We start from the raw sequence: 23,214 nt of genomic DNA, 5'->3' as shown, positions 1-23,214 counted from the left end.
AGTCAATTATGATTTCTGATGAAATCCCTAAACTGTTCTCGACTAACCGCACAACCTTTAAAGTAGCGTTTTTGCACGTGATTGACTGGACTTTTATGATAAAGTGCGGTCCAAATTTCATTAGGAAAAAGATATTGCTCAATAAGTGGCTTAATCTCTCTGGTTAAATTACTCGGTGCAAACCAGTCAATAATCCATAAGTTATCCCCTGAACACCAATTAGTTGATTCAAGTAATACATCATCATTACGCAAATAAGCCTCTTCTGCTTCTTTAGTAAATTTCGCCCAAGAAAAATAGGCAACAGGAGCATTATCTTTTATAAACAACGCAAACTGTTTATTTCTTAGCACGGGTAAAATACGCTCTGCGAATCGATATAATGGTGCTTTGCTGTGATATTCAGAACACAGCCAAATTGTTGCAAAGGCACCAAATAATTGAGATTCATCTATAGATTCAGTAGTAAAAATACTGGGTGCAATAACATCAAAAGTGTCAATTTTCATAATTAAAAACGATAATTTAAGTTAAATCCTGTCACAACATGGCTTGCTTTAAACCCTGTTGGCTTATCTATTGGTACACCGACAAAATAATCATAATCCAATCCCCATATTTTGCCCCGTAATCCGATTGCCCCACCGATGAGAGAATGACCTAGTAAATCATTGAATCGGCTATAAACATTTCCTTTATCAATCCCTAAATAAAGTTCTTGTCCTTTATTGAAAGCATTCCATGCCAGTTCATTACGCCATAACCAACCACGTTCACCAGAAAGAGATAATTCGCCATCAAAACCACGAACAGTGTAACGTCCTCCAATACTGAATTTGTCTTGTTGAATCAAGGGGGTCTGATTCCATTGTGCATTCCAAGAGGTATTGAATCGCCAAGGTTGTTCACCAATTTTGAACGGGTAACTAAAATCAATAGAGGCGGTAATTATTTGTGGTCTTGATGTACCTTCATTAAAATCTTCTTCTGGTGCTGCCAATGCTTTATATGCACCCGTACCACGTTTATAGTTTGCTGAAAGTTGTAATGTCGCATTACCCAAGTATTCAATATGTTTTAAGCCAACATCCCAACCTGCCATACGACGACGTTGTACTTCAACTTCAACATCATTGATGTAATTAAATGATTTTCTAGCCCATCCACCAAATGAAATATAGATCTTTCGGCTGCTATTACGATAAAGTAAATAGCTTAAATTCATACGTAATTGCGTACTTTTTCCTGAATACTGATAATTTTCAAATGCTCCAGCAATAGATTGATGATAGTTATAATGGTATCCAGATAATGTGAGTAACCAATTCTTCCAAGGTACAGAATAATATAAACTGATATTCTTACTGCCATGAGTCCCATCAACATTATCACTATGACGCTTAATACTTTTAGTAAAACTGGTATAAAATAAATCATTTAATGAAAACATATTATCCCAAGATAATGTAGCAGTCCCCTGTAAACGTCCCGTTACTTTAGATCCTGAGTCATCTAGCCCTAATGTCAAATGAACAGGAAAATTCTGTTGATAGCGAATAATGACATTACTTACCCCTATTTCATCTTGAGCAGCTACTAATTGCATATTGGCATCAGCACTCGCATTTCGCTTTAAATTTTCCAAACCTTGTTCAAGATGTCGCAAATTCAGAATTTCGCCATCACTTGTCGGCATCGCAAACCACAAGGTTGCTGCAGTCGCATAAGAAAAGCTGCTTTCATCTTGTAATTGAATTTGACCAATTTTCCCAGGAATAGCTGTAATAATAAGTATGCCATTTTGTAAGTTTTGTGGCTGAACAACAACACGGGTTGTTATATACCCTTGTTCGATCAAACGATTTTGAATACGTTTGAGTAAAATGTTAATTCCTTCGCCACCTAAGCAGTGTGGTAGTGAAAAATCACGTTCAGCATAAATCGTATTCAGAACCCAATAAAATTGACTGTTAGGAATTGAAGCTGGTGAGATCTCTGAGAAATCGGAAATATCGGGAGAAAAATCAGTGAGAATAATATGGTTAATTTGATAACAAGGGGATTCTTTTTCAGGAAAGTTCAAGGATGGCTCAGATTGATTGTCTAGTCGAACATTAGGATCTGCAACTTGTTGCCGTTGCAAAGCTCTATTTTATTCCTCTTGTCTTTGCTGCAATGCTGCATCGGATTGCACATTTATATTTGATTTAAATTGAGTGGTTCAACTGCCAACGCATAGACACCACATAATAACAAAATAACACCCACAAAAACTTTCATAAACCTAACCCTAATAAATAAAAAATCCCTATTTTTTAATGGGTAATATTTTATTCAAGATCTCCACAAAAGTGAAGTTTTTTGTTCAAAAAATATGATGGGTTATGGAGTAAATATTACAACTTATCTAATAGTACCTTAAAATACTGTTCTTTAGGATGGGAAGGATGTCAAAAAAGAATAATGAATTTTCACTATAATTTCACCACTCTCGCTTGTTTAACCATATTATCCGCTACTTCTAACACAGTGACTTTCAAGCCATTTAATTCAAATTCTGCTCCCTCATCGGGAATATCTTCTAAATGCTCTAAAATTAGACCATTAAAGGTGCGAGCTTCTTCGGTATCTAAATTCCAATCAAACAGTTTATTTAAATCACGAATATTAGTTGAGCCTTCAATTAAAATCGAACCATCTGACTGAGTCGTCACTTCTTCCTCAATAGATGGTGCAGTTGAGGTGGTAAATTCTCCGACTATTTCTTCTAAAATATCTTCTAAGGTGACTAATCCTTTGATGTCGCCATATTCATCTACGACTAATCCAATACGTTCTTTATTATTACGGAAATTGAGTAATTGTGCGGTTAATGCGGTGCCTTCGGGAATAAAATAAATCTCATCGGCGGCTCGAATTAAGGTTTCTTTACTAAACTCATTTTTGTCTAGCATCAAACGATAGGCTTCTCGCACTCGTAAAATGCCTAGCACATTTTCGTCCATATTGTCTTTATATAATACCACTCGGCTGTGTGCTGCATGGTTTAACTGACGCATAATCGACTTCCAATCGTCATCAATATCAATCCCTGCAATATCATTGCGTGGCACCATAATATCTTCGACAGAAACTTCTGCCAAATCCAAAATTGACAACAACATTTCTTGGTGAGCAGAGGGAATAAATTTGCCGCTTTCATTTACTATAGAACGTAATTCTTCTGCATTAAGATGATTCGCTCTAATTTCGGTTTTTAAGCCAGTGATTTTGATTAAGCATTTAATAATCAAGTTCATCAAAAAAACCAGTGGCATAAAAAGTTTCATTAACGGCGAAATCAAGTGGCTAGACAAAAATGCCACTTTTTCTGGATAAAGTGCAGCAACGGTTTTTGGATAAATTTCAGAAAAGACTAACATCACAAAGGTCAATAAGCCTGTCGCAATGGCTACGCCTGCATCACCATATAAACGCATACCAATAATGGTTGCGATTGCCGAAGCAGAAATATTCACCAGATTATTACAGATTAAAATAAAACTCAGTAATTTATCGGTTTTTTTTAATAAACGTTCTGCTTTTTTTGCTCCCTTATGCCCTTTTTCAGCAAGGTAACGCATACGGTAACGGTTGGCAGACAATAGACCTGTTTCTGAACCTGAAAAATAGGCAGAAATAATTAACAGAATGATAAGAATAATAAATAAGGTACTAAGGGGAATACTGTCCAAAAGTTGTTCCTTGTGTTCGTTCATCAAATAAGTGCGGTGAAAAATCTCGTTTTTTTATACCGCACTTCCAATTTTCCCACTTACGCAGGAAAAAATTTGCTGCCAAAATAAGCAATCGTCAGCAATATCATACCTGAGATTGTGAAAATGATCATTCTTTTTCCACGCCAATGCCATTTCCAATGCCCTATCAACAGAATACCAAAAACAACCCAAGCAAATAGGGAAAACACTGCCTTATGAATATTGCTTAACTGCAACGCATGCAATAAATGATATGTTCCAGTGAATAAGATAATGGTTAATAAAATTTCACCACTTAACATGACACGAAAAAAATGGCGTTCCACCAACATTAATGGCGGTAAGTCAGGTGATGGCAAGACTTTTTTACGTTTTAAATGACGATCCAACCAAGCAATTTGAATACTGTACAACATGGCAATAAAACAGACCGCATAAGCCAACATGGAGATCAGAATATGTAACAATAAATTGACTTGCAAATGTACGATTTGACTTGGGATAAATTCCGTCATTAACAAATTAATTAAGGCAAACCCATATACAATAGGCGAAACAAATGCCAATGTTCGCACATTCCATAACATCGGCACTGTACTTAATAATGCAATAAAGAAACTCATTAAGGAACTGACTTCAAGTAACGTAATATCTGCCCCTAAGGTTAGATGAGTAAATAATTCGGTAAAACTCAAATAATGACAAATCACGGCTAAAAACGCACTGCATAAAAATAACGTTCTTTTTGGTTTAGTTTGCCCATCAATTTTCAGCAACATTGGCATAATTAGCAAGATATTGAAGCTATAAAAAAGCATTGCAAAAATAGCATAAGGCATTGTTGTCAATTTGTTTATCCTTTATTTTTCAAAAATAACAATTCATTTTAACCGTGCTAAATTGAAATTTCAATTAGAGACTGCCTTTGCTAGTGAAAACAAGGAAATTCAGGTATAATCGGATAAATTTTTTGTTAATGACGAGAACGAAATATGTTTGAAAATTTATCCGACCGCCTGTCGAAAACCCTACGTAATATCACAGGGAAAGGGCGTTTAACCGAAGACAATATTAAAGATACCTTACGAGAAGTCCGCATGGCATTGCTGGAAGCGGATGTTGCCTTACCTGTAGTACGTGAATTTATCAATAAAGTCAAAGAACGTGCTATCGGTGAAGAAGTGAATAAGAGCTTAACACCAGGGCAAGAATTTCTAAAAATCGTGCAAAGTGAATTAGAAAATGCCATGGGGCAAGCCAACGAAGAATTAAATCTTGCCACCCAACCGCCAGCGGTAATTTTAATGGCGGGGTTACAAGGGGCAGGTAAAACCACTTCTGTGGGTAAACTGGCGAAATTTTTAAAAGAACGGCATAAGAAAAAAGTATTAGTGGTGTCTGCTGACGTATATCGTCCGGCGGCGATTAAACAGCTTGAAACCTTAGCCCAATCTGTGGGTGTAGATTTCTTCCCCTCTGATGTCAAACAAAATCCAGTAGAAATTGCCAAAACCGCTAAAGCCGATGCGAAATTAAAATTCTATGACGTATTGATTGTGGATACAGCAGGTCGCTTGCATGTTGACGGCGAGATGATGGAAGAAATTAAGCAAATTCACACCGCACTTGAGCCGATTGAAACCCTGTTTACCGTGGATGCCATGACAGGGCAAGATGCTGCCAATACTGCCAAAGCCTTTAATGAAGCCTTGCCATTAACTGGGGTGATCTTAACCAAAGTCGATGGCGATGCACGTGGTGGTGCAGCCTTATCTATTCGCCAAATTACAGGTAAACCGATCAAATTCTTAGGGGTAGGCGAAAAGACTGATGCGTTAGAACCTTTCCACCCAGAACGTGTGGCTTCACGTATTTTAGGTATGGGCGATGTCCTTTCTTTAATCGAGGATTTACAACGTTCCGTTGACCAAGAAAAAGCCGAAAAAATGGCGAAGAAATTCAAAAAGGGCGATCAATTTACCCTTGAAGATTTCCGTGAACAACTGATCGAAATGAAAAAAATGGGTGGCATGATGTCGATGTTAGACAAACTCCCTGGGGCAAAAAACTTGCCTGATCATGTTAAAAATCAAGTGGATGATAAAATGTTTATCAAAATGGAAGCGATCATCAATTCCATGACCTTAAAAGAACGTGCCAATCCTGACATGATCAAAGGCTCACGCCGTCGCCGCATTGCGTTAGGTTCAGGCACGCAAGTGCAAGATGTTAATAAATTACTCAAACAATTTGACGATATGCAACGCATGATGAAAAAAATGCGTAGTGGTGGTATGGCAAAAATGATGAAAGGTATGAAAGGAATGATGGGCGGTGGCATGGGTGGACTGGCTGGTTTAGGTGGAATGTTTAAACGCTAATTATCCTGTGTAAATCTTGGTGAAGCATAGTGCGGTGAAAAAATATTGACTTTTCACCGCATTTTTTTGCTTTGAGTTTTCTCTACATAATGAGAAATAAAAACACAACATTGGCTAAAAATATGCCATAATGTAGCTAAATCACTGGCACTAAGGAGATCATTATGAAAAAAGTGACTTTATTACTTACTACATTAATCATCAGTGCTTGTAGCAATCAACCAGAACGACAAGCGTTAATTCACGGTGAACAATTAGATACTCCACAAAAAACCGCCATCGGCTTTATTCGTTTATCAAAAAATTCTCAATATTATGTGGATACATCTTCGATCTGGGTGGATAATACCAAAAACAATCTGATTAATTTTGATACCGTGATTAATTTACATATCGGACATCGCATTTTTGAAGATAAAAACCTAATGACGAAATCCGTACGTCAGCATAAAGTCTTAGATTGTAAAACAAATATCATGACCCATACAGGATCACTGTTATATTCGGATTTCTGGGGGGAAGGAACGGTATTCACTCCGAAAAAATATCGTGAGCATCAGGTCAAGCCTCGTAATGGTTCAACACTAGGGACTGTCGCTCAAGTCATGTGTGCGAATTTTTATCATTAATTTAATAGCAAAAGGGCAAGAAAATCTAATCTTGCCCTTTGTGTAATGGAATTAAATTATGGGTGGACAGGTCTTTGACTTGGTGCTTCATAATTTTCTGGCAAACCAAACACCTGACGTAATACCATTTTATAAAATGTAAAAGCCTCTTTAGAACCTTGAAGTGCCTCATCTTCAGCTTTTGGATCTAAGCCTAAATTATCTAAATACACTTTAAATTCACGCCAGTGTTTACCACGTCCTTCAGGATGCCCTGCAAGATGACTTGCTCCATGTTCTGCATCAAAACTTAAATTCTTTTCTGCCGCTTTATATAGGAAAGCTGCACCTAAGTTTGAACCCTCAGCACAATACAACCAACCGATCGCTTCGTTGCCTTGAGGATGAGGTAAAGTGCCTTTAAATTCAAAAGGTTGGCTATTTAATACCGCTAAATCTTTCACCACAGCATCATAACGAGCCATATATTTTAACTCTGGGATTTTTTTATTGAGTTCAGGATCTTTATAAATATCATCAACTACTTTGTGAAACACTGATTGTAATAGCAAGAATTTTGTATAATTTTCATTATTCTTGAAAGGTTCAACCGACATCACGAGATTATCTACACTGTCATGTGTGGTACGATTAAATGCTTTTAAACGTTCAGAAAAAGTTTTTTGTTCTTGTGTCATAATATATTTCCTATTAATTTTCAAAAAATTTCCCATAATTGAGAAATTATAAATATACTTCAATTAGTTACGATTATCAATCGATTTTGCTAGCAATAAAAAAACAGCATATTGAGAACAAGGCTCAGTTAAATTGAGTTGAGAAAATCAATATTCTTCCATATACCCCAAACTACGCAATGCCCTTTCATCATCTGCCCAGCCTGATTTGACCTTAACCCAAAGCTCTAAATGTACTTTGTTGTCAAATAAGCGTTCCATATCTTGACGAGCTTCAGTGCCAATCACTTTGATTTTTTGTCCACCTTGACCGATTACCATTTTTTTCTGACCATCACGTTCTACTAAAATCAAGCCGTTAATTTCGTAAGTACCACGTTCATTGAGTTTAAATTGTTCAATTTCCACTGTCACCGAATAAGGTAATTCTTCGCCCATAAACCGCATGAGTTTTTCACGGATAATTTCAGATGCCATAAAACGTTGGGAACGGTCTGTCACATAATCCTCTGGAAAATGATGCTCACCTTTTTTCAAGCAATCTCGCACAATTTTTTTCAAATTATGTACGTTGTTACCACGTTGAGCGGAAATCGGCACAATTTCTTTGAAATTAAATTTTCCGCTTAATTCAGTGATAAATGGCAATAATTCATCTTTATTTTTTACATTGTCAATTTTGTTAATAGCTAATACCACGGGGGTTTTTACTTGGCGTAATTTGTTTAACACCATTTCATCGTCTTCATTCCAGTGTGTACCGTCCACCATAAAAATAATTAAGTCCACATCACCAATAGCACTGCTGGCGGCACGATTCATTAAACGGTTAATGGCTCGTTTTTCTTCAATATGTAATCCAGGAGTATCCACATAAATCGCTTGATAAGCACCGTCGGTATCAATCCCTACAATACGGTGGCGAGTGGTTTGTGCTTTACGTGAGGTAATGGAAATTTTTTGCCCTAATATTTTATTTAATAAGGTCGATTTTCCCACATTTGGGCGACCTACAATAGCAATAAAACCACAATAGGTTTCTGTAGGTTGTTGGTTATTTTCATCGTTTACATCAATCTGTAAATGTTCATCTGTCATTATGTATATCCAATTCTTTTAAAATTTGTTCTGCCGCAGCCTGTTCTGCTTTACGGCGACTATTAGCAATACCAGTAAAAGTGCGGTCAAAATTTTCCACGTTACATTCCACAGTAAAGGTTTGACAGTGTGCTTCCCCTGTCGTGTTGATAATGTTATAGCTAGGCAGATTTAATCCTTTACCTTGTAAATATTCTTGCAAACGGGTTTTAGGATCTTTTTGATTTTCACCTGGCTTAATCAAAACTAAGCGTTCCGCATACCAATGACAAATAATATTCATGGTGCTATTTAAACTACTATCTAAAGACATTGCCCCGATAATCGCTTCCACACAATCGGCTAAAATAGATTCACGACGGAATCCTCCGCTTTTCAGTTCCCCAGAACCCAATACTAAATTATCGCCAAGCTCAAATTGGCGAGCTAGTTCAGCAAGGGTTTGTTCTCGCACTAAGGTAGCTCGCATTCGGCTCAGTTCTCCCTCATTACATTTCGGGAACTGGTGATACAAGGCTTGAGCAATAGTGAGATTTAAAATCGCATCACCTAAAAACTCAAGGCGTTCATTATGTTCTTTCGCCGCACTACGATGCGTTAAGGCTTGTTTTAGCAAAGTAAGATCATTAAATTCATAACCGATCTTACTCTGTAATTTAGTTAAATTATTCATCTTATTGAATCTTTGTAAATAAACGTTCTGAACGAATACCCGTTGGCCATTCATTTGGTTTTTTATCTAAACTTAACCAAATATAAGTGGCTTTACCCACAATATTTTTCTCTGGCACAAAGCCCCAGAAACGGCTATCTTCACTCATATTACGATTATCGCCCATCATAAAATATTGTCCTGCTGGCACTACCCATTCAGTCACATAATATTCTTGTTTAACATAATCTTTATAACGATAGCCCTCTGAAATAGGCTCAGGGAACCAATGAATTTGGTGGCTTACATCCCCGCTTTCGGTCAGTTCGAGCATACTCGGACCATAAATAAAGCTACCATCTGGATTTCTACCAATAATTGCCTTAAATTCATCATTTTGTTGTGGCTTAGAATAAGCAAATTCTTTGCTTTCACAATCTTCTTCACATGGCTTGCCATTCTTACTATAAATAATGGTTAATTTTCTTTCTAACTCATTATAAAGCACTCGGTCGCCACCAATCCCGATTACACGTTTAATATAATCCACATTCGGTTGAGGTGGGGCTTTAAACACTACAATATCTCCACGTTGCACTTTGCCTGTTTCCATCAAAGTATTTTGGAAAACTGGATCTTTAACACCATAAGCATATTTTTCTACTAAAATAAAATCGCCTACACGTAAAGTTGGTTCCATGGATTGTGACGGAATTTGAAACGGTTCAAATAGAAAAGAACGCAGAATTAATACGAACGCCAATACAGGAAATAAAGATGAAATAAATTCTTCGCCCTCACCAATCGGCTCAATTTTGGCTCTTTCTTCATCGCTTAATACTTGTCCTGTACGCTGTTCAGTGCGTGCAATTTGACGGCGACGATGCGGTAACACCGAAAAACGGTGATAGCACCACAATACGCCAGAAAGTGCGGTGAATAAAATTAATAAAATTGAAAATGTATTTGGTAACTGTAGATAATCTAACACTTTCCAAACAGCAAAGCCTACAACTAATAAAATCGGTAGAAAAAGTTTTGACATAGTTTCCCTTATTTAGTCTTTTCCAACGTGTAAAATCGCCAAAAATGCCTCTTGTGGCACTTCCACATTACCTAATTGCTTCATACGTTTTTTACCTTCTTTCTGTTTCTGCAACAGTTTTTTCTTACGGCTTACATCCCCACCATAACATTTTGCTAACACGTTTTTACGCAACTGTTTTACGGTAGAACGAGCAATAATCTGATTACCAATGGCAGCTTGAATAGCAATATCAAATTGCTGACGAGGAATTAATTCTTTCATTTTTTCCACTAATTCACGTCCACGATAGGCAGCATTATCTTTATGTACAATTAATGCCAGAGCATCTACACGATCACCATTAATCATAATATCCACTCGCACCATATTAGCAGATTGGAAACGTTTAAAGCCATAATCTAACGAAGCATAACCTCGAGAGGTAGATTTTAAACGATCAAAGAAATCAAGTACCACTTCCCCCATCGGAATTTCATAGGTCAATGCAATTTGATTACCATGATACACCATATTGGTTTGCACCCCACGTTTTTCAATACAAAGAGTGATTACATTACCTAAATAATCCTGAGGCACAAGCATATTACATTCCGCAATCGGTTCACGAATATCAGCAATATTACTTAATGGCGGTAACTTCGCTGGGCTATCAACATAGACAACATCGCCATTAGTGAGTTCAACTTCATACACTACGGTAGGTGCAGTGGTAATCAAATCAAGATCGTATTCACGCTCTAAACGTTCTTGAATGATTTCCATGTGAAGTAAACCTAAAAAACCACAACGGAAACCAAAACCAAGTGCGGTGGAATTTTCAGGTTCATAGAACAACGAAGCATCATTTAGGCTTAACTTGCCTAACGCATCACGGAACGCTTCATAATCGTCCGAACTAATCGGGAATAATCCTGCATAAACTTGTGGCTTCACTTTTTTAAAACCAGGTAAGACTTCTGTAGCGGAATGGTGTTGGTGAGTTAAAGTATCCCCTACTGGTGCACCTAAAATATCTTTAATCGCACAAACTACCCAACCTACTTCGCCTGTTTTTAGCTCAGTAGTATCTACTTGTTTTGGCGTAAAAATCCCAAGGCGATCCACTTGATAAGATTGCCCAGTACTCATTACTTTGATTTTATCGCCTTTTTTAATTGAGCCATTTTTTACACGAACAAGCGAAACAACGCCCAAATAATTATCAAACCACGAGTCAATAATTAATGCCTGCAATGGTGCATTCGGATCACCCTCTGGTGCTGGAATTTTTGCTACAATTTCTTCTAATACATCTTCAATCCCAACGCCAGTTTTGGCTGAACAGCGAACTGCATCAATAGCATCAATTCCCACAATATCTTCAATTTCTTCTGCCACACGTTCTGGTTCAGCTGCTGGTAAATCAATTTTATTTAAAATCGGTACCACTTCTAAATTCATATCCAACGCTGTGTAGCAGTTGGCTAAGGTTTGAGCTTCTACCCCTTGCCCCGCATCGACCACCAATAATGCCCCCTCACAAGCGGCTAAAGAACGAGAAACTTCATAAGAAAAGTCAACGTGTCCTGGAGTATCAATAAAGTTTAATTGATAAGTTTCACCATTTTTGGCTTTATAGTTTAAGGTTACACTTTGGGCTTTGATAGTAATTCCACGTTCACGTTCAAGATCCATGGAATCCAATACCTGAGCTTCCATTTCACGATCGGATAAACCGCCACAAGTTTGGATCAAACGGTCAGAAAGGGTCGATTTTCCGTGGTCAATATGAGCGATGATAGAAAAGTTACGAATATTTTGCATATAAAATAATTAAATAATAAATTCCTAAAAAGATAATCGGGGAATTGTACCTGAAATAGGCGTTGTAAGCTAGAAGTGCGGTGAAAATTCCAAAGGAATTTTGAAAAAAACACCCCAATCAAAAGATCGGGGTGTTGAATATTGTTTTAGAAAAACAAATTATAGACTTTCAGTGAAAGTACGAGTGATAACATCACGTTGTTGTTCTGGTGTTAATGAGTTAAAACGTACTGCATAACCTGAAACACGAATAGTTAATTGTGGATATTTTTCAGGGTGTTTAACTGCATCTTCTAAGGTTTCACGGCGTAAAACGTTTACGTTTAAGTGTTGACCACCTTCCACTTTTACAGTTGGAGCAACGTCAACTGGTAATTCACGATATTCGATTTTACCTAATTCGTTTACTGCCACGATTTGGTCTTCAGTGAATCCACCTTTTGCACATAAGCAACGTGCTTCACCTTTATCGCTATCTAATAACCAGAATGAGTTTAATAAATTGTCATTCGCTGCTTGAGTAATTTGAATACCTTTAATCATAAAGTGCCTCCATTTGGCTGTTTATTTAATAACTAAATCGTAAAGATATACAAATTTTATCAAAAAATTTGATACTTTCAACTATTTTTGACCAAAATCAAGACAATCTGCCATATAAATTAAGATAACTTGATTTATTTCAACATTATTAGGCTAAATAATAAATTATGATAACATTTCATTAACATTTTACTATTCAATGTTTAACAAAATAATGATGTATCATAATTAAAAAGATCAATTTTAATTAGAAAACTGATCTTTAAATCATTTAACCTAATCGCTCTCAATTCGATTTATGGATATTCTACTAAAATATCTTTCTCGCTAATCGTTTCACCATAAATTGGTAATAAGGTTTTTTCATAAGCACGTTTTAATGAACCATCTTTTGCTAGTTTTTCTGTTTCAGCGTTTAACCATTCCAACAAATCTTTATCTTCTTTACGCACCGCAGCTGCAATAGTGTCTTGATCACCTAACGATTTAATGCCGACAGTAAAGCCTGGGTTTTCTTTTGCCCAAGCGAATAACAAAGTATTATCGTGAGCTAACGCATCACCACGCCCATCCACTAATGCTTGGAAAGTTTCGGTATTTTGTTCAAATTTTAATAATGGAATATTTGGGTAATTTTTAGTGAAAAACGCATCCGCTGTTGTGCCTTTATTGACGATTAAGGTTTTACCCTCTAATTCTTTCACATCAGAGATTACCGCTCCCTCTTTTGAGGCGACACCTAAGGCTACTTTCATATAAGGTTTAGCAAAATCCACGACTTCTTGACGAGCAGGTGTCACAGTAAAGTTGGCTAAAATAATATCCACTTTATTAGACAGTAAATATTCCGCACGGTTGGCAGCTTCGACTAACACAAATTCCACTTTGTTTTCATCACCGAGTAAATCTTTGGTTAAGTCTTTCGCAATTTCCACATCAAAACCTTGGCTTTTACCGTCTTTATCCACGTAACCAAAAGGTGGTTTATCACTAAATACACCGATACGTACTTTACCAGCTTGTTTAATACGATCTACCGCAGAAACTTTAGTTGGTTCTTGTTTAGCTTGCTCTTGATTATCGCAAGCAGTAACCCCTATAGCTAACAATAAAGTCGCTAAAAGTGCGGTGATTTTTTTGAAATTTTTCATAAATGATCCTTTTTTAAATAAAATGATTTGGTGAAAATGATTATAAAAAGAGTTTTCCTAAAAAAGGAAAGAACAAATCATTATTTAATATATGTTTTTGGAATAACAGACATAATTTTTTTCTATTGCTAAAAATTTTGTTATATTGTTTTTATGTTCATTCGCATTTTGTAAAAATTATATGAAAATCCTCATCGCTCCTGATAGTTTCAAAGAAAGTTTAACAGCTCTTGAAGTGGCTAATGCCATTGAAACAGGCTTTAAAAAAATCTTTCCGCAAGCGGATTATATCAAAATCCCCATGGCAGATGGCGGCGAAGGTACTGTTCAATCCTTAGTGGATGCCACAGAAGGGGAGTTAATCCACCTGCAAGTCACTGCTCCACTGGGTAATAAAACTTCCGCCTTTTTTGGTTTATCAGGCGATAAACAAACGGCATTCATTGAAATGGCAGCAGCTTCTGGCTTGCATTTAGTCCCCATAGTACAACGCAACCCTCTCTACACCACCAGCTATGGCACTGGCGAATTGATTAATGCGGCTTTAAACTGCGGTGTAAAAAAAGTGATTTTAGGCATCGGTGGCAGTGCAACTAATGACGGTGGTGTTGGTATGCTACAAGCCTTAGGAGCAAAATTTTTAGATGTTCAAGGAAATGAGATTAACTTGGGTGGTGCAAATTTAGCTAACATCGCTAAAATTAATTTAAGTCATTTAAATCCAAAATTACAAGCTGTTAAATTTGAAGTCGCTTGTGATGTCAATAACCCTTTATGTGGTGAAAACGGGGCATCTGCGGTATTCGGTCCCCAAAAAGGGGCAACACCTGACATGGTAAAAATATTAGATCAAGCCTTGTTGCATTTTGCTCAAATCGTGCAAAAAGAGCTTGGACTAAACATTCAAGATCAAGCTGGAGCGGGAGCAGCTGGTGGAATGGGCGGTGGTTTATTGTTACTCCCGAATGTTCAACTCAAAGCAGGTGTACAAATTGTAATGGATGCCGTGCATTTAAGTGATTATATTCAACATGCCGATTTAGTAATTACTGGTGAGGGGCGAATGGACGGGCAAAGTATTCATGGCAAAACCCCAATCGGCGTATCCAAAACCGCAAAACGATTTAATAAACCTGTAGTCGCTATAGTAGGCTGTTTACGCAAAGATTATGATGTAGTTTACGATTACGGTATTGATGCGGTTTTTCCGATTATTCGGCAAGTCGATAGCCTTGAAAACATCTTGAAATCAGGGCGTGAAAACTTAATTTCAACAGCAGAAAATGTGGCGAGATTGTGGCGGATAAAAGAATGAAAATAGGGGAATCTCTCCCCTATTTTTCTGTTCTAAACAACTCACTAATCGCATACAACGGCACATTTGTCAACCAATCTTGCTCACGATAATCTGCCATTGAAAAACGTAGTGCTTGTTTTGGTTGATATTTTTCACAATATACTTGCAGGCTTTTGGCTTTCAAATTTTCTTCGGCTTTCACTTCTATCGGTATAATATCTTGCCCTTGTTGTAACACAAAATCCACTTCCGCCGTGCCGTTTTCTCTTGCCCAATAAAAAGGAGCATAAGGTTGACTTACCAATAATTCTTGCAACACATATTGCTCGGTTAATGCCCCTTTAAATTCAATAAATAACTGATTGCCCTCTAATAAGATTTTTTCGTCCAGTTGACTTTGTGCTGCCAATAAGCCCACATCCAAACTAAATAATTTGAAAGCATTATCTTGATAAGCATTTAACGGCAAATGTGGCTTACTGATACGTGGCACAACATGCACCAAATCGCTGTCTTTCAGCCATTGCAAAGCAATTTCATAGTCCTTACTTCTCGCCCCTTTTTGCATTTGAGCGTAGGTGAATTTTTTATTTTCTTTAGCTAATTGTACAGGCAAACTATGCCATAACATTCGCACTCTTTGTACCGTTTGTGCATCGACAATATGTTTAGAAAAATCTTGTTCATACGCCATTAAAAGCTGATTTTGCACCAAACGAACTTGTTTGAAATTCTGCGTATCCACAAAGGTTTGTACGGCTTCTGGCATACCGCCCACAAAATAATATTGACGCAACAAATCAATATAGCTTGTTTTCATCGCCTTGATTAAGTCCCAATCTTGTAATCGGAGTAATTGAGCCAGATCTTTTTTACCCAATGCCCATAAAAATTCGTGAAAATCCATGGGATACAACGATAAAAATTCCACTTTTCCTACGGGGAAAAATTGTTGATGATGTAAAGATATGCCTAATAATGATCCCGCTGCCACAATATAAAACTGCGGTGCATTTTCATAAAAATATTTGAGTGAAGATAGGGCTTGTGGTACTTCTTGAATTTCATCAAAAATGAGCAAGGTATTTTCAGGTTGAATATCCACCCCTGTTTCGATTTTTAATCCCAATATCAAACGTTCAAGATTAAAATCCCCTGAAAACAGATTTTTCATGCGTTCATTATTGTCAAAATTAACATAAGCGACTTGAGCAAATGCTTGTTCACCAAAATGTCGCATGATCCAAGTTTTACCCACTTGCCTTGCCCCTTGAATAATCAAAGGTTTACGTTTAGGACGATTTTTCCATTGGGTAAGCTGATTAAAAAAATGGCGTTGCATAATAAAATCTCATCTTAAATAATGACCTTATTATAAGGCAAAGAACATTTTTTTAAAGGAAAAAAACAACAAAATTCACATTTTTTCAAATGAAAAAATGGTAAATCTTACACTTTTTCAAAGGAAAAATGCGATAAGCAGACGTTTTTTAAATATTCTCCTCATAATTCACCGCACTTTTCTCATAATTAAGAATATTCAAAAAGGCTTTTGCCCGATCTGTGATTGGATTAGCAAAGAAAAATTCAGGTTTAGATTGCTCAATAATTTCGCCCTTATCCATAAAAATAATACGATCTGCAACCTGTTTTGCAAAGCCCATTTCGTGAGTCACAATCAGCATGGTCATACCGTCTTTAGCCAATCCTAAAATTACGTCCAACACTTCTCGCACCATTTCAGGGTCAAGGGCGGCAGTAACTTCGTCAAATAGCATAATTTCTGGATTCATACAAAGGGAACGCACAATAGCAATACGTTGTTTTTGCCCGCCTGATAATTCGCGTGGAAAGGCATTTTTGCGGTCGAATAAGCCAACCCGTTTTAACAATTTATCTGCTTGCCTTTCTACATCTTCCCGTTTGCGTTTTTGTACTTTCATTGGACCAAGCAAAATATTGTCGATCACTGATATATGTGAAAATAATTCATAGCTCTGGAACACCATACCAATTTTTTGACGGGCTTTAACCCACGAAATGTCTTTGCCTAATATACCATTATTTTCTAATCGAATTTCACCACTTTTAATTTCTTCCAAACCGTTAATACAGCGTAGTAGCGTACTCTTACCACAACCCGAAGGTCCAAGAATTACCACAACTTCGCCTTTTTGTACGGAAAGATCGATGCCGTGAAGTGCGGTAACTTCAGCGTAATTTTTGACGAGTTGTTTAATATCTAATAATGCCATAATTTAAAATTCCTAATTGCTCCATTTTGCTTCTAAATATTTAGAAAACAATGACAATGGATAACAAATAATAAAATACAAAAAGAAAATAACGCCGTAAATCCACAAAGCAGCGGACGGATCAGTAAATAGTGATGTTTCAATAATCTGTTGCCCTACTTTAATCACTTCCAACACACCGATTAACATAGCAAGGGAGCTGGTTTTTACCATTCGGGTAAATAAATTTATCGCCCCTGGTGTCACGCGTTTTAAACTTTGTGGCAATAAAATATACACAAAAGTTTGCAGTTTGTTCAAACCCAAAGCATAGGCGGATTCGATCTGATGTTTTTCAATGGAAGTTAATGCTCCACGCACCAAATCCCCCATTTCAGCTACCCCCCAGAAAATAAACACCACAATACACACCCAAACGCCACTCCAGTGAATATTAAACCATTTAGCAAACCCAAAATAGACTAAAAAGAGTAATACTAACAAGGGGATAATGCGTACCACTTCTAAATATAGTTGGCACAAAAAATGCACGGTTTTGTTTTTACTAGTCATCACTACACCAAAAATGACACCTAAAATACATGCAAAAAACACTGACACAAAGGCAATTTCAGCGGTGATCCATAATCCACCGAGCAAACGTTCTAAATTACTGCCTTGAAATAAAATACCCAACCCCATTGACTATGCTCCATATTTAGCTTGACGCAAACGGCGTTCTAAATAACGAATATACAGTGACACGGGCAATAAAATAATCAAATAAAATACCACGAGCAAAAATAAAGATTCGTTAGTTTTATAATCCATTCCGATAATATCTTTTGCCAAAAACATTAATTCTGCCACCGCAACGGCACTGATCACCGATGTTTCTTTCATTAAAAACAAACAGTTCGCTCCCACAGCTGGTGTGGCAATAGCAAAGGCTTGCGGAAAAATCACATAGCGAAAGGCTTGTAAAGGCGTTAGCCCAATACTTAACGCACTTTCAATTTGCCCTTTGGATACGGCTTCCAATCCGCCCCGAATGGCTTCCGCCATATAGCTCCCCCCGAGAAAAGCCAAACCGATAATCCCACAGGTAAAACCATCTAATTTAATGCCTACTTTGGATAAACCAAAATACAGAAAAAATACTTGAATTAACAACGGGGTATTACGAGAGAGTTCAATGTAGCTTTTGACCAGCCATTGCAACCCACGAATTTTGTAGGTTAACACCACGGCACAAAGCAACCCGACTAGCACCGACAATACAATAGCCCAAAAGGACAAATGCAAGGTAAGTAAAGTTGCATCAATAAAACGAGGAACAGCGTTCCAAATATATTGCCAGTTCATAGAAAATAAGAAATGAATTTAAAATAGCTAAAATTATAATGGCTTAATTAGGCAGATAAAAGAACGATTTGATATGACTTAGATAAATTTGATATAAAAACACCGCACTTTGGTTAAAAAAGTGCGGTCTAAATCTGAAGAATTTTTAAAATTAAGCGGCGTACAACCCAACCCCTAACTCATCTTCTTTACGAGTTCGATTAATCACGGCTTGTGGCGATTGAATCACACGTAAGCCCATTTGATCTTCGGTACGAACCACATCACCACGCAAGGAATTGGTATAGACATCGGTGATTTTAATATCCACGAATTTGCCGATCATATCAGGTGTACCTTTGAAATTCACAATGCGGTTGGTTTCCGTTCTGCCAGTGAGTTCCATAATGTCTTTTTTAGATGGTCCTTCAACTAGCACACGCTGTTCGGTACCTAACATGGCTCGGCTAAATTGAGCGGCTTGGTTATTAATACGTTGTTGCAACAGATACAAGCGTTGTTTTTTCTCATCTTCACTCACATCATCAGGCAAATCTGCCGCTGGTGTACCAGGGCGAGCAGAGTAAATAAAGCTAAAGCTCATATCAAAATTCACTTGAGCGATCAGGTTCATCGTGTCTTCGAAATCCTGATCGGTTTCCCCTGGGAAGCCTACGATAAAGTCCGAGCTAATCTGAATATTCGGGCGAACTTTACGCAGTTTGCGAATAATCGCTTTATATTCCAATGCGGTGTGATTACGTTTCATCATGGTTAATACTCGATCCGAACCGCTTTGTACAGGCAAATGCAAGAAACTCACGAGTTCTGGCGTATCGCTGTAAACCTCAATAATATCGTCTGTAAATTCAATCGGGTGGCTGGTGGTGAAACGTAAACGGTCAATACCATCAATCGCCGCCACTAAACGCAGCAATTCTGCAAAGGAACAAATTTCACCGTCAAAGGTTGCCCCACGATAGGCATTCACGTTTTGTCCTAACAGGTTCACTTCACGCACGCCTTGCTCGGCTAATTGGGCAATTTCAAACAGAATATCGTCCACTGGACGACTCACTTCTTCACCACGAGTATAAGGCACAACGCAGAAAGAACAATATTTATTACAACCTTCCATAATCGAGACAAACGCCGTTGGACCTTCGGCTCTCGGTTCAGGCAAACGGTCAAATTTCTCAATTTCAGGGAAACTCACGTCCACCACAGAGCTTTTGCCACCACGAATTTGGTTAATCATTTCAGGCAAGCGGTGCAAGGTTTGGGGTCCGAAAATAATATCCACAAAAGGTGCACGATCACGAATATGAGCGCCCTCTTGCGAAGCCACGCAACCGCCCACGCCAATCACTAAATTCGGATTATGTTTTTTCAGCTGTTTCCAACGCCCGAGCTGGTGGAATACTTTTTCTTGGGCTTTTTCACGAATGGAGCAAGTGTTTAACAACAACACGTCCGCTTCTTCCGCTTCTTCGGTGAGTTCCAGACCGTGCGTGCTGAGTAATAAATCTGCCATTTTTGAACTGTCATACTCATTCATTTGACAGCCCCAAGTTTTAATATGTAATTTTTGAGTCATCTTTATAATCTGTATAAATTAAATTCGTTAATAAAGCCATAAAATTGATTGGCAATTAACTGGCTATTGTACTGTTTTAATCGTATTTTATCAAATTAATGCTTTCAGAATAAGCAACAAAATAGTATAATCCGCACGTTTTTTGTATTTATTTTAGAAAAAAGGATTAATCAATTAATGTCTAAAGAAGATTGCATTGAGATGCAAGGTACCATTTTAGAAACCTTGCCGAACACGATGTTTCGTGTAGAACTTGAAAATGGTCACGTGGTTACCGCTCACATTTCAGGTAAAATGCGTAAAAACTACATTCGCATTTTAACTGGCGATAAAGTTACTGTGGAAATGACCCCTTATGATTTAAGTAAAGGGCGTATTATTTTCCGTGCGAGATAATATCACGCAAGCCAACAAAGCTCGAAAATTTCGAGCTTTTGTTTTTTGCCAAAAACGCATTAAAAATCTACCGCACTTTTCGTTCTGCTAACCTTTTCTTTGTATGCAAAATATGCTAATTTCAACAGTACAAATATCAAACCAATAAAAATACTATGGACGAACACTCGAATAACACAACACAAACAGATAGTTTTCAAAAAAAATCTTTCTTTCAATCCTTATTTGGTCGCTTTTTTCAAGGCGAACTGAAAAACCGTGAAGAATTAGTCGAAGTCATTCGAGATTCCGAGCAAAATGATCTTATCGACCAAGACACTCGTGAAATGATCGAAGGGGTGATGGAAATCGCCGAACTTCGGGTGCGAGATATTATGATCCCTCGAGCTCAAATCGTGTTTATTGAAAACGATCAAGATCTCGAAAGTTGCCTTGACACCATTATTGACACGGCTCACTCTCGCTTTCCCGTCATCACTAACGAACGAGATAATGTCCTTGGGATTTTGCACGCTAAAGATCTGTTGCAATTTCTGCGAGAACAGCCAGATGAATTCAATATGCAAGCGATTTTACGCCCTGCTGTGATTGTGCCAGAAAGTAAACGTGTCGATCGAATGCTGAAAGATTTTCGTACTGAACGTTTTCACATGGCAATCGTGGTGGACGAATTTGGTGCTATTTCAGGTTTAGTGACGATTGAAGATATTTTAGAGCAAATTGTCGGCGATATTGAAGATGAATTTGATGAAGAAGAAGTGATTGCCAATATCCGCCAACTTTCTCGCCATACTTATGCAGTGCTGGCTTTAACTGATGTTGATGATTTTAATCAAAAATTTGGCACTAATTTTGCCGATGAAGAAGTAGATACTATCGGTGGCGTAATCATGCAAGCCTTTGGTTATTTACCAAAACGAGGTGAAGAAATTACGCTGAATAATATTCATTTTAAAGTGACATCAGCGGATAGTCGTCGCATTATTCAGTTGCGAGTTACAGTGACAGATGAACAACTTGAAAACATCAACGCTAGCCAAGATGAAACAGAAGAATAAACCCTTATGATACACAGATTTTTACCTTATCTAATAGCCCTCATCACAGGCTCAATCGGTGTATTTGCCTTTTCCCCTTTTGATTACTGGGGAATTGCCTACATCTCAATGCTGGGTTTACTCTATGTGGCAAAAAATCCCCATAAAAAAACCGCACTTCAAGCCAGCTTTTTATGGGGAGTAAGTTTTTTTAGCATTGCGACCAGCTGGTTACACGTCAGTATTCATCAATTTGGTGGCTCGCCCCTGTGGTTAAGTTATTTTTTAGTCTTCGTTCTCGCCTGTTATTTATCGCTTTTTCCCTTATTATTCACCTATCTAGTTCAACGTTTTAAAGTCGTAAGCCCTGTTATTTTTGGCACAATTTGGACATTTAGCGAATTTCTACGAGGTTGGTTATTTACAGGTTTCCCATGGCTACAGTTTGGCTATACGCAAATTGATACTCCTTTTGCAGGAATTGCCCCCATTTTTGGTGTCACTGGCTTAACCTTTTTTGTAGTATGGCTAAGTGCGGTTATTTTTAATGCTATTTCTGCTATCACTCAACAACCACAAAAAATCAAGTTTGCTTTATTCAATATTCTACTGGGTATCAGCGTTACTGGCGTAGTTTCCTTTGCCAAAACCAATTATGCCACATCGCTGGAAAATAAAGCCATTACGATTACACTGGCACAAGGCAATATTGAACAATCCTTAAAGTGGGATCCTGATTATCTGCAATCTACCTTACAGATTTATGCCAATTTAATTCGTCCTAATTTAGCCAAATCTGATTTAATTATCTTGCCAGAAAGTGCATTACCTGCCTTAGAAGAAAGCATTCAACCATTTTTTGATGAACTCAATCAAGCCAGTCAACACTCAAAAACAGATATTATGATCGGTACGGTTCACCGTGATGAATCCAGCGGAAAATTATTTAATTCTATCGCATTAGTTGACGGCAATTATTCATCTACTACGGCTCAACGTTATAATAAACATCATCTGGTCCCTTTCGGCGAATATGTACCCTTAGAAAACCTATTACGACCGCTTGGCTCAGTATTTAATTTACCCATGTCGGCGTTTCAAAGTGGTGATAACATTCAACCTAATTTAATCAGCAAGGAACGCCGTTTTATGGGGGCTATTTGCTACGAAATTATCGAAAGTAGCCAATTACAGGCTAATTTAAAAGATGATACTGATTTTATTTTAACCATTTCTAATGATGCGTGGTTTGGCGATAGTTATGGTCCATGGCAACATTTTCAAATGGCAAGAATGCGAGCGTTAGAATTAGCTAAACCAGTGATTCGAGCAACAAATACGGGGGTTACTGCGTTTATTGATGCTCAAGGAAAAGTCATTCGCCAAGCACCACAGTTTGTGCAAACTACGTTGACTGAAAAAATCGCACCAACAATAGGAAAAACACCCTATGCTGTTTTTGGCAATAAACCTTTATACGCATTGTTAGTATTATTTGTTTTATTGCGAGTTATAGGTAATTTTATTCAGAAAAGAATAGCATCACGACTAAATCATGGCTGAAGTTAC

At 37.5% G+C, this 23,214-nt stretch carries 22 protein-coding genes; 6 read left to right on the top strand and 16 right to left on the bottom strand.

Features of this window, described 5'->3' with window-relative positions:
- Positions 1 to 2: 2 nt before the first annotated feature.
- The 4 genes from O1Q81_RS04075 to O1Q81_RS04060 all read right to left on the bottom strand — a co-directional run bounded on the left by O1Q81_RS04075 (position 3) and on the right by O1Q81_RS04060 (position 4,597).
- On the bottom strand, positions 3 to 509 hold the full coding sequence (locus O1Q81_RS04075; RefSeq protein ID WP_386695905.1) for a toxin-activating lysine-acyltransferase: 507 nt from the start codon (positions 507 to 509) through the stop codon (positions 3 to 5).
- A gap of 2 nt (positions 510 to 511) precedes the next feature.
- Positions 512 to 2,143, bottom strand: a complete 1,632-nt coding sequence (locus O1Q81_RS04070; protein WP_386698356.1) for a ShlB/FhaC/HecB family hemolysin secretion/activation protein — start codon at positions 2,141 to 2,143, stop codon at positions 512 to 514.
- Positions 2,144 to 2,474: 331 nt separating this feature from the next.
- Positions 2,475 to 3,734: an HlyC/CorC family transporter gene (locus tag O1Q81_RS04065; RefSeq protein ID WP_386689695.1), complete on the bottom strand. Its 1,260-nt coding sequence runs from the start codon at positions 3,732 to 3,734 to the stop codon at positions 2,475 to 2,477.
- A gap of 80 nt (positions 3,735 to 3,814) precedes the next feature.
- Positions 3,815 to 4,597 carry an inner membrane protein YpjD gene (locus O1Q81_RS04060; RefSeq protein ID WP_386698611.1) on the bottom strand — a complete coding sequence of 261 codons (783 nt, stop codon included), beginning with the start codon at positions 4,595 to 4,597 and terminating at the stop codon, positions 3,815 to 3,817.
- A 153-nt stretch (positions 4,598 to 4,750) separates the two neighbouring features.
- Between O1Q81_RS04060 and ffh the strand changes: the two genes are divergently transcribed.
- Both ffh and O1Q81_RS04050 read left to right on the top strand, forming a co-directional pair.
- On the top strand, positions 4,751 to 6,139 hold the full coding sequence (gene ffh / locus O1Q81_RS04055) for a signal recognition particle protein (RefSeq protein WP_386698354.1): 1,389 nt from the start codon (positions 4,751 to 4,753) through the stop codon (positions 6,137 to 6,139).
- Positions 6,140 to 6,303: 164 nt separating this feature from the next.
- A complete protein-coding gene (locus O1Q81_RS04050; protein WP_386698352.1) occupies positions 6,304 to 6,768 on the top strand; it encodes a surface-adhesin E family protein in 465 nt (154 codons plus the stop codon).
- 56 nt (positions 6,769 to 6,824) lie between these two features.
- Here the strand turns inward: O1Q81_RS04050 and O1Q81_RS04045 are convergent, their stop codons facing one another.
- From O1Q81_RS04045 to O1Q81_RS04015, 7 genes are all read right to left on the bottom strand, one after another.
- Positions 6,825 to 7,445 carry a biliverdin-producing heme oxygenase gene (locus tag O1Q81_RS04045; protein ID WP_386689689.1) on the bottom strand — a complete coding sequence of 207 codons (621 nt, stop codon included), beginning with the start codon at positions 7,443 to 7,445 and terminating at the stop codon, positions 6,825 to 6,827.
- Positions 7,446 to 7,592: 147 nt separating this feature from the next.
- Positions 7,593 to 8,543 (bottom strand): GTPase Era, encoded by a 951-nt coding sequence (gene era, locus O1Q81_RS04040; RefSeq protein ID WP_386689687.1) that lies wholly within the window; start codon positions 8,541 to 8,543, stop codon positions 7,593 to 7,595.
- Positions 8,533 to 9,216: a ribonuclease III gene (rnc, locus tag O1Q81_RS04035; RefSeq protein ID WP_386695899.1), complete on the bottom strand. Its 684-nt coding sequence runs from the start codon at positions 9,214 to 9,216 to the stop codon at positions 8,533 to 8,535. Before rnc ends, era begins: the two co-directional genes overlap by 11 nt.
- Position 9,217: 1 nt before the next feature.
- Positions 9,218 to 10,240 (bottom strand): signal peptidase I, encoded by a 1,023-nt coding sequence (lepB, locus tag O1Q81_RS04030; protein ID WP_386698351.1) that lies wholly within the window; start codon positions 10,238 to 10,240, stop codon positions 9,218 to 9,220.
- 12 nt (positions 10,241 to 10,252) lie between these two features.
- Complete coding sequence (lepA, locus tag O1Q81_RS04025; protein WP_386689681.1) at positions 10,253 to 12,046, bottom strand: translation elongation factor 4; 1,794 nt, start codon at positions 12,044 to 12,046, stop codon at positions 10,253 to 10,255.
- Positions 12,047 to 12,205: 159 nt separating this feature from the next.
- The gene (gene grcA / locus O1Q81_RS04020) at positions 12,206 to 12,589 is read right to left on the bottom strand and encodes an autonomous glycyl radical cofactor GrcA (RefSeq protein WP_386689679.1); all 384 of its coding nucleotides are present in this window, start codon (positions 12,587 to 12,589) and stop codon (positions 12,206 to 12,208) included.
- A 296-nt stretch (positions 12,590 to 12,885) separates the two neighbouring features.
- On the bottom strand, positions 12,886 to 13,740 hold the full coding sequence (locus O1Q81_RS04015; RefSeq protein ID WP_386689676.1) for a cysteine ABC transporter substrate-binding protein: 855 nt from the start codon (positions 13,738 to 13,740) through the stop codon (positions 12,886 to 12,888).
- Positions 13,741 to 13,921: 181 nt separating this feature from the next.
- Between O1Q81_RS04015 and O1Q81_RS04010 the strand changes: the two genes are divergently transcribed.
- The gene (locus tag O1Q81_RS04010) at positions 13,922 to 15,055 is read left to right on the top strand and encodes a glycerate kinase (RefSeq protein ID WP_386698349.1); all 1,134 of its coding nucleotides are present in this window, start codon (positions 13,922 to 13,924) and stop codon (positions 15,053 to 15,055) included.
- Between the two features lie 19 nt (positions 15,056 to 15,074).
- On the opposite strand, the gene O1Q81_RS04005 is transcribed toward O1Q81_RS04010, so the two are convergent.
- The 5 genes from O1Q81_RS04005 to miaB all read right to left on the bottom strand — a co-directional run bounded on the left by O1Q81_RS04005 (position 15,075) and on the right by miaB (position 20,212).
- Positions 15,075 to 16,379 (bottom strand): ATP-binding protein, encoded by a 1,305-nt coding sequence (locus O1Q81_RS04005; protein WP_386698347.1) that lies wholly within the window; start codon positions 16,377 to 16,379, stop codon positions 15,075 to 15,077.
- Between the two features lie 148 nt (positions 16,380 to 16,527).
- Positions 16,528 to 17,292: an amino acid ABC transporter ATP-binding protein gene (locus O1Q81_RS04000; protein WP_386690812.1), complete on the bottom strand. Its 765-nt coding sequence runs from the start codon at positions 17,290 to 17,292 to the stop codon at positions 16,528 to 16,530.
- Between the two features lie 12 nt (positions 17,293 to 17,304).
- Complete coding sequence (locus O1Q81_RS03995; protein ID WP_386698345.1) at positions 17,305 to 17,973, bottom strand: amino acid ABC transporter permease; 669 nt, start codon at positions 17,971 to 17,973, stop codon at positions 17,305 to 17,307.
- 3 nt (positions 17,974 to 17,976) lie between these two features.
- Complete coding sequence (locus O1Q81_RS03990; protein ID WP_386689665.1) at positions 17,977 to 18,636, bottom strand: amino acid ABC transporter permease; 660 nt, start codon at positions 18,634 to 18,636, stop codon at positions 17,977 to 17,979.
- A 151-nt stretch (positions 18,637 to 18,787) separates the two neighbouring features.
- Positions 18,788 to 20,212 (bottom strand): tRNA (N6-isopentenyl adenosine(37)-C2)-methylthiotransferase MiaB, encoded by a 1,425-nt coding sequence (gene miaB / locus O1Q81_RS03985; RefSeq protein ID WP_386689662.1) that lies wholly within the window; start codon positions 20,210 to 20,212, stop codon positions 18,788 to 18,790.
- Between the two features lie 177 nt (positions 20,213 to 20,389).
- Here miaB and infA point away from each other — a divergent pair, with 177 nt between their 5' ends.
- The 3 genes from infA to lnt all read left to right on the top strand — a co-directional run bounded on the left by infA (position 20,390) and on the right by lnt (position 23,208).
- Positions 20,390 to 20,608, top strand: coding sequence for a translation initiation factor IF-1 (gene infA / locus O1Q81_RS03980; RefSeq protein ID WP_132301427.1), 219 nt, complete (start codon positions 20,390 to 20,392; stop codon positions 20,606 to 20,608).
- 155 nt (positions 20,609 to 20,763) lie between these two features.
- A complete protein-coding gene (gene corC / locus O1Q81_RS03975; RefSeq protein WP_386698343.1) occupies positions 20,764 to 21,666 on the top strand; it encodes a CNNM family magnesium/cobalt transport protein CorC in 903 nt (300 codons plus the stop codon).
- Between the two features lie 9 nt (positions 21,667 to 21,675).
- Positions 21,676 to 23,208: an apolipoprotein N-acyltransferase gene (gene lnt, locus O1Q81_RS03970; protein ID WP_386696142.1), complete on the top strand. Its 1,533-nt coding sequence runs from the start codon at positions 21,676 to 21,678 to the stop codon at positions 23,206 to 23,208.
- Positions 23,209 to 23,214 lie beyond the last annotated feature (6 nt).

The organism is Lonepinella sp. MS14436 (genome assembly GCF_042470565.1).
GTDB lineage: Bacteria > Pseudomonadota > Gammaproteobacteria > Enterobacterales > Pasteurellaceae > Lonepinella.
The sequence above is the reverse complement of the archived record's forward strand: the minus strand, read 5'-3'. Positions and strand labels throughout refer to the sequence as shown.

What these genes read in the sequence shown, in the direction of transcription:
- O1Q81_RS04050 (WP_386698352.1), top strand. Translation starts at nt 6,304, where the DNA reads ATGAAAAAAGTGACTTTATTACTTACTACATTAATCATCAGTGCTTGT.
- O1Q81_RS04075 (WP_386695905.1), bottom strand. Translation starts at nt 509, where the DNA reads ATGAAAATTGACACTTTTGATGTTATTGCACCCAGTATTTTTACTACT.
- O1Q81_RS04010 (WP_386698349.1), top strand. Translation starts at nt 13,922, where the DNA reads ATGAAAATCCTCATCGCTCCTGATAGTTTCAAAGAAAGTTTAACAGCT.
- O1Q81_RS04015 (WP_386689676.1), bottom strand. Translation starts at nt 13,740, where the DNA reads ATGAAAAATTTCAAAAAAATCACCGCACTTTTAGCGACTTTATTGTTA.
- corC (WP_386698343.1), top strand. Translation starts at nt 20,764, where the DNA reads ATGGACGAACACTCGAATAACACAACACAAACAGATAGTTTTCAAAAA.
- O1Q81_RS03990 (WP_386689665.1), bottom strand. Translation starts at nt 18,636, where the DNA reads ATGAACTGGCAATATATTTGGAACGCTGTTCCTCGTTTTATTGATGCA.
- rnc (WP_386695899.1), bottom strand. Translation starts at nt 9,216, where the DNA reads ATGAATAATTTAACTAAATTACAGAGTAAGATCGGTTATGAATTTAAT.
- ffh (WP_386698354.1), top strand. Translation starts at nt 4,751, where the DNA reads ATGTTTGAAAATTTATCCGACCGCCTGTCGAAAACCCTACGTAATATC.
- era (WP_386689687.1), bottom strand. Translation starts at nt 8,543, where the DNA reads ATGACAGATGAACATTTACAGATTGATGTAAACGATGAAAATAACCAA.
- infA (WP_132301427.1), top strand. Translation starts at nt 20,390, where the DNA reads ATGTCTAAAGAAGATTGCATTGAGATGCAAGGTACCATTTTAGAAACC.
- lepA (WP_386689681.1), bottom strand. Translation starts at nt 12,046, where the DNA reads ATGCAAAATATTCGTAACTTTTCTATCATCGCTCATATTGACCACGGA.
- O1Q81_RS04045 (WP_386689689.1), bottom strand. Translation starts at nt 7,445, where the DNA reads ATGACACAAGAACAAAAAACTTTTTCTGAACGTTTAAAAGCATTTAAT.
- lepB (WP_386698351.1), bottom strand. Translation starts at nt 10,240, where the DNA reads ATGTCAAAACTTTTTCTACCGATTTTATTAGTTGTAGGCTTTGCTGTT.
- O1Q81_RS04000 (WP_386690812.1), bottom strand. Translation starts at nt 17,292, where the DNA reads ATGGCATTATTAGATATTAAACAACTCGTCAAAAATTACGCTGAAGTT.
- O1Q81_RS03995 (WP_386698345.1), bottom strand. Translation starts at nt 17,973, where the DNA reads ATGGGGTTGGGTATTTTATTTCAAGGCAGTAATTTAGAACGTTTGCTC.
- O1Q81_RS04005 (WP_386698347.1), bottom strand. Translation starts at nt 16,379, where the DNA reads ATGCAACGCCATTTTTTTAATCAGCTTACCCAATGGAAAAATCGTCCT.
- miaB (WP_386689662.1), bottom strand. Translation starts at nt 20,212, where the DNA reads ATGACTCAAAAATTACATATTAAAACTTGGGGCTGTCAAATGAATGAG.
- grcA (WP_386689679.1), bottom strand. Translation starts at nt 12,589, where the DNA reads ATGATTAAAGGTATTCAAATTACTCAAGCAGCGAATGACAATTTATTA.
- O1Q81_RS04060 (WP_386698611.1), bottom strand. Translation starts at nt 4,597, where the DNA reads ATGCCTTATGCTATTTTTGCAATGCTTTTTTATAGCTTCAATATCTTG.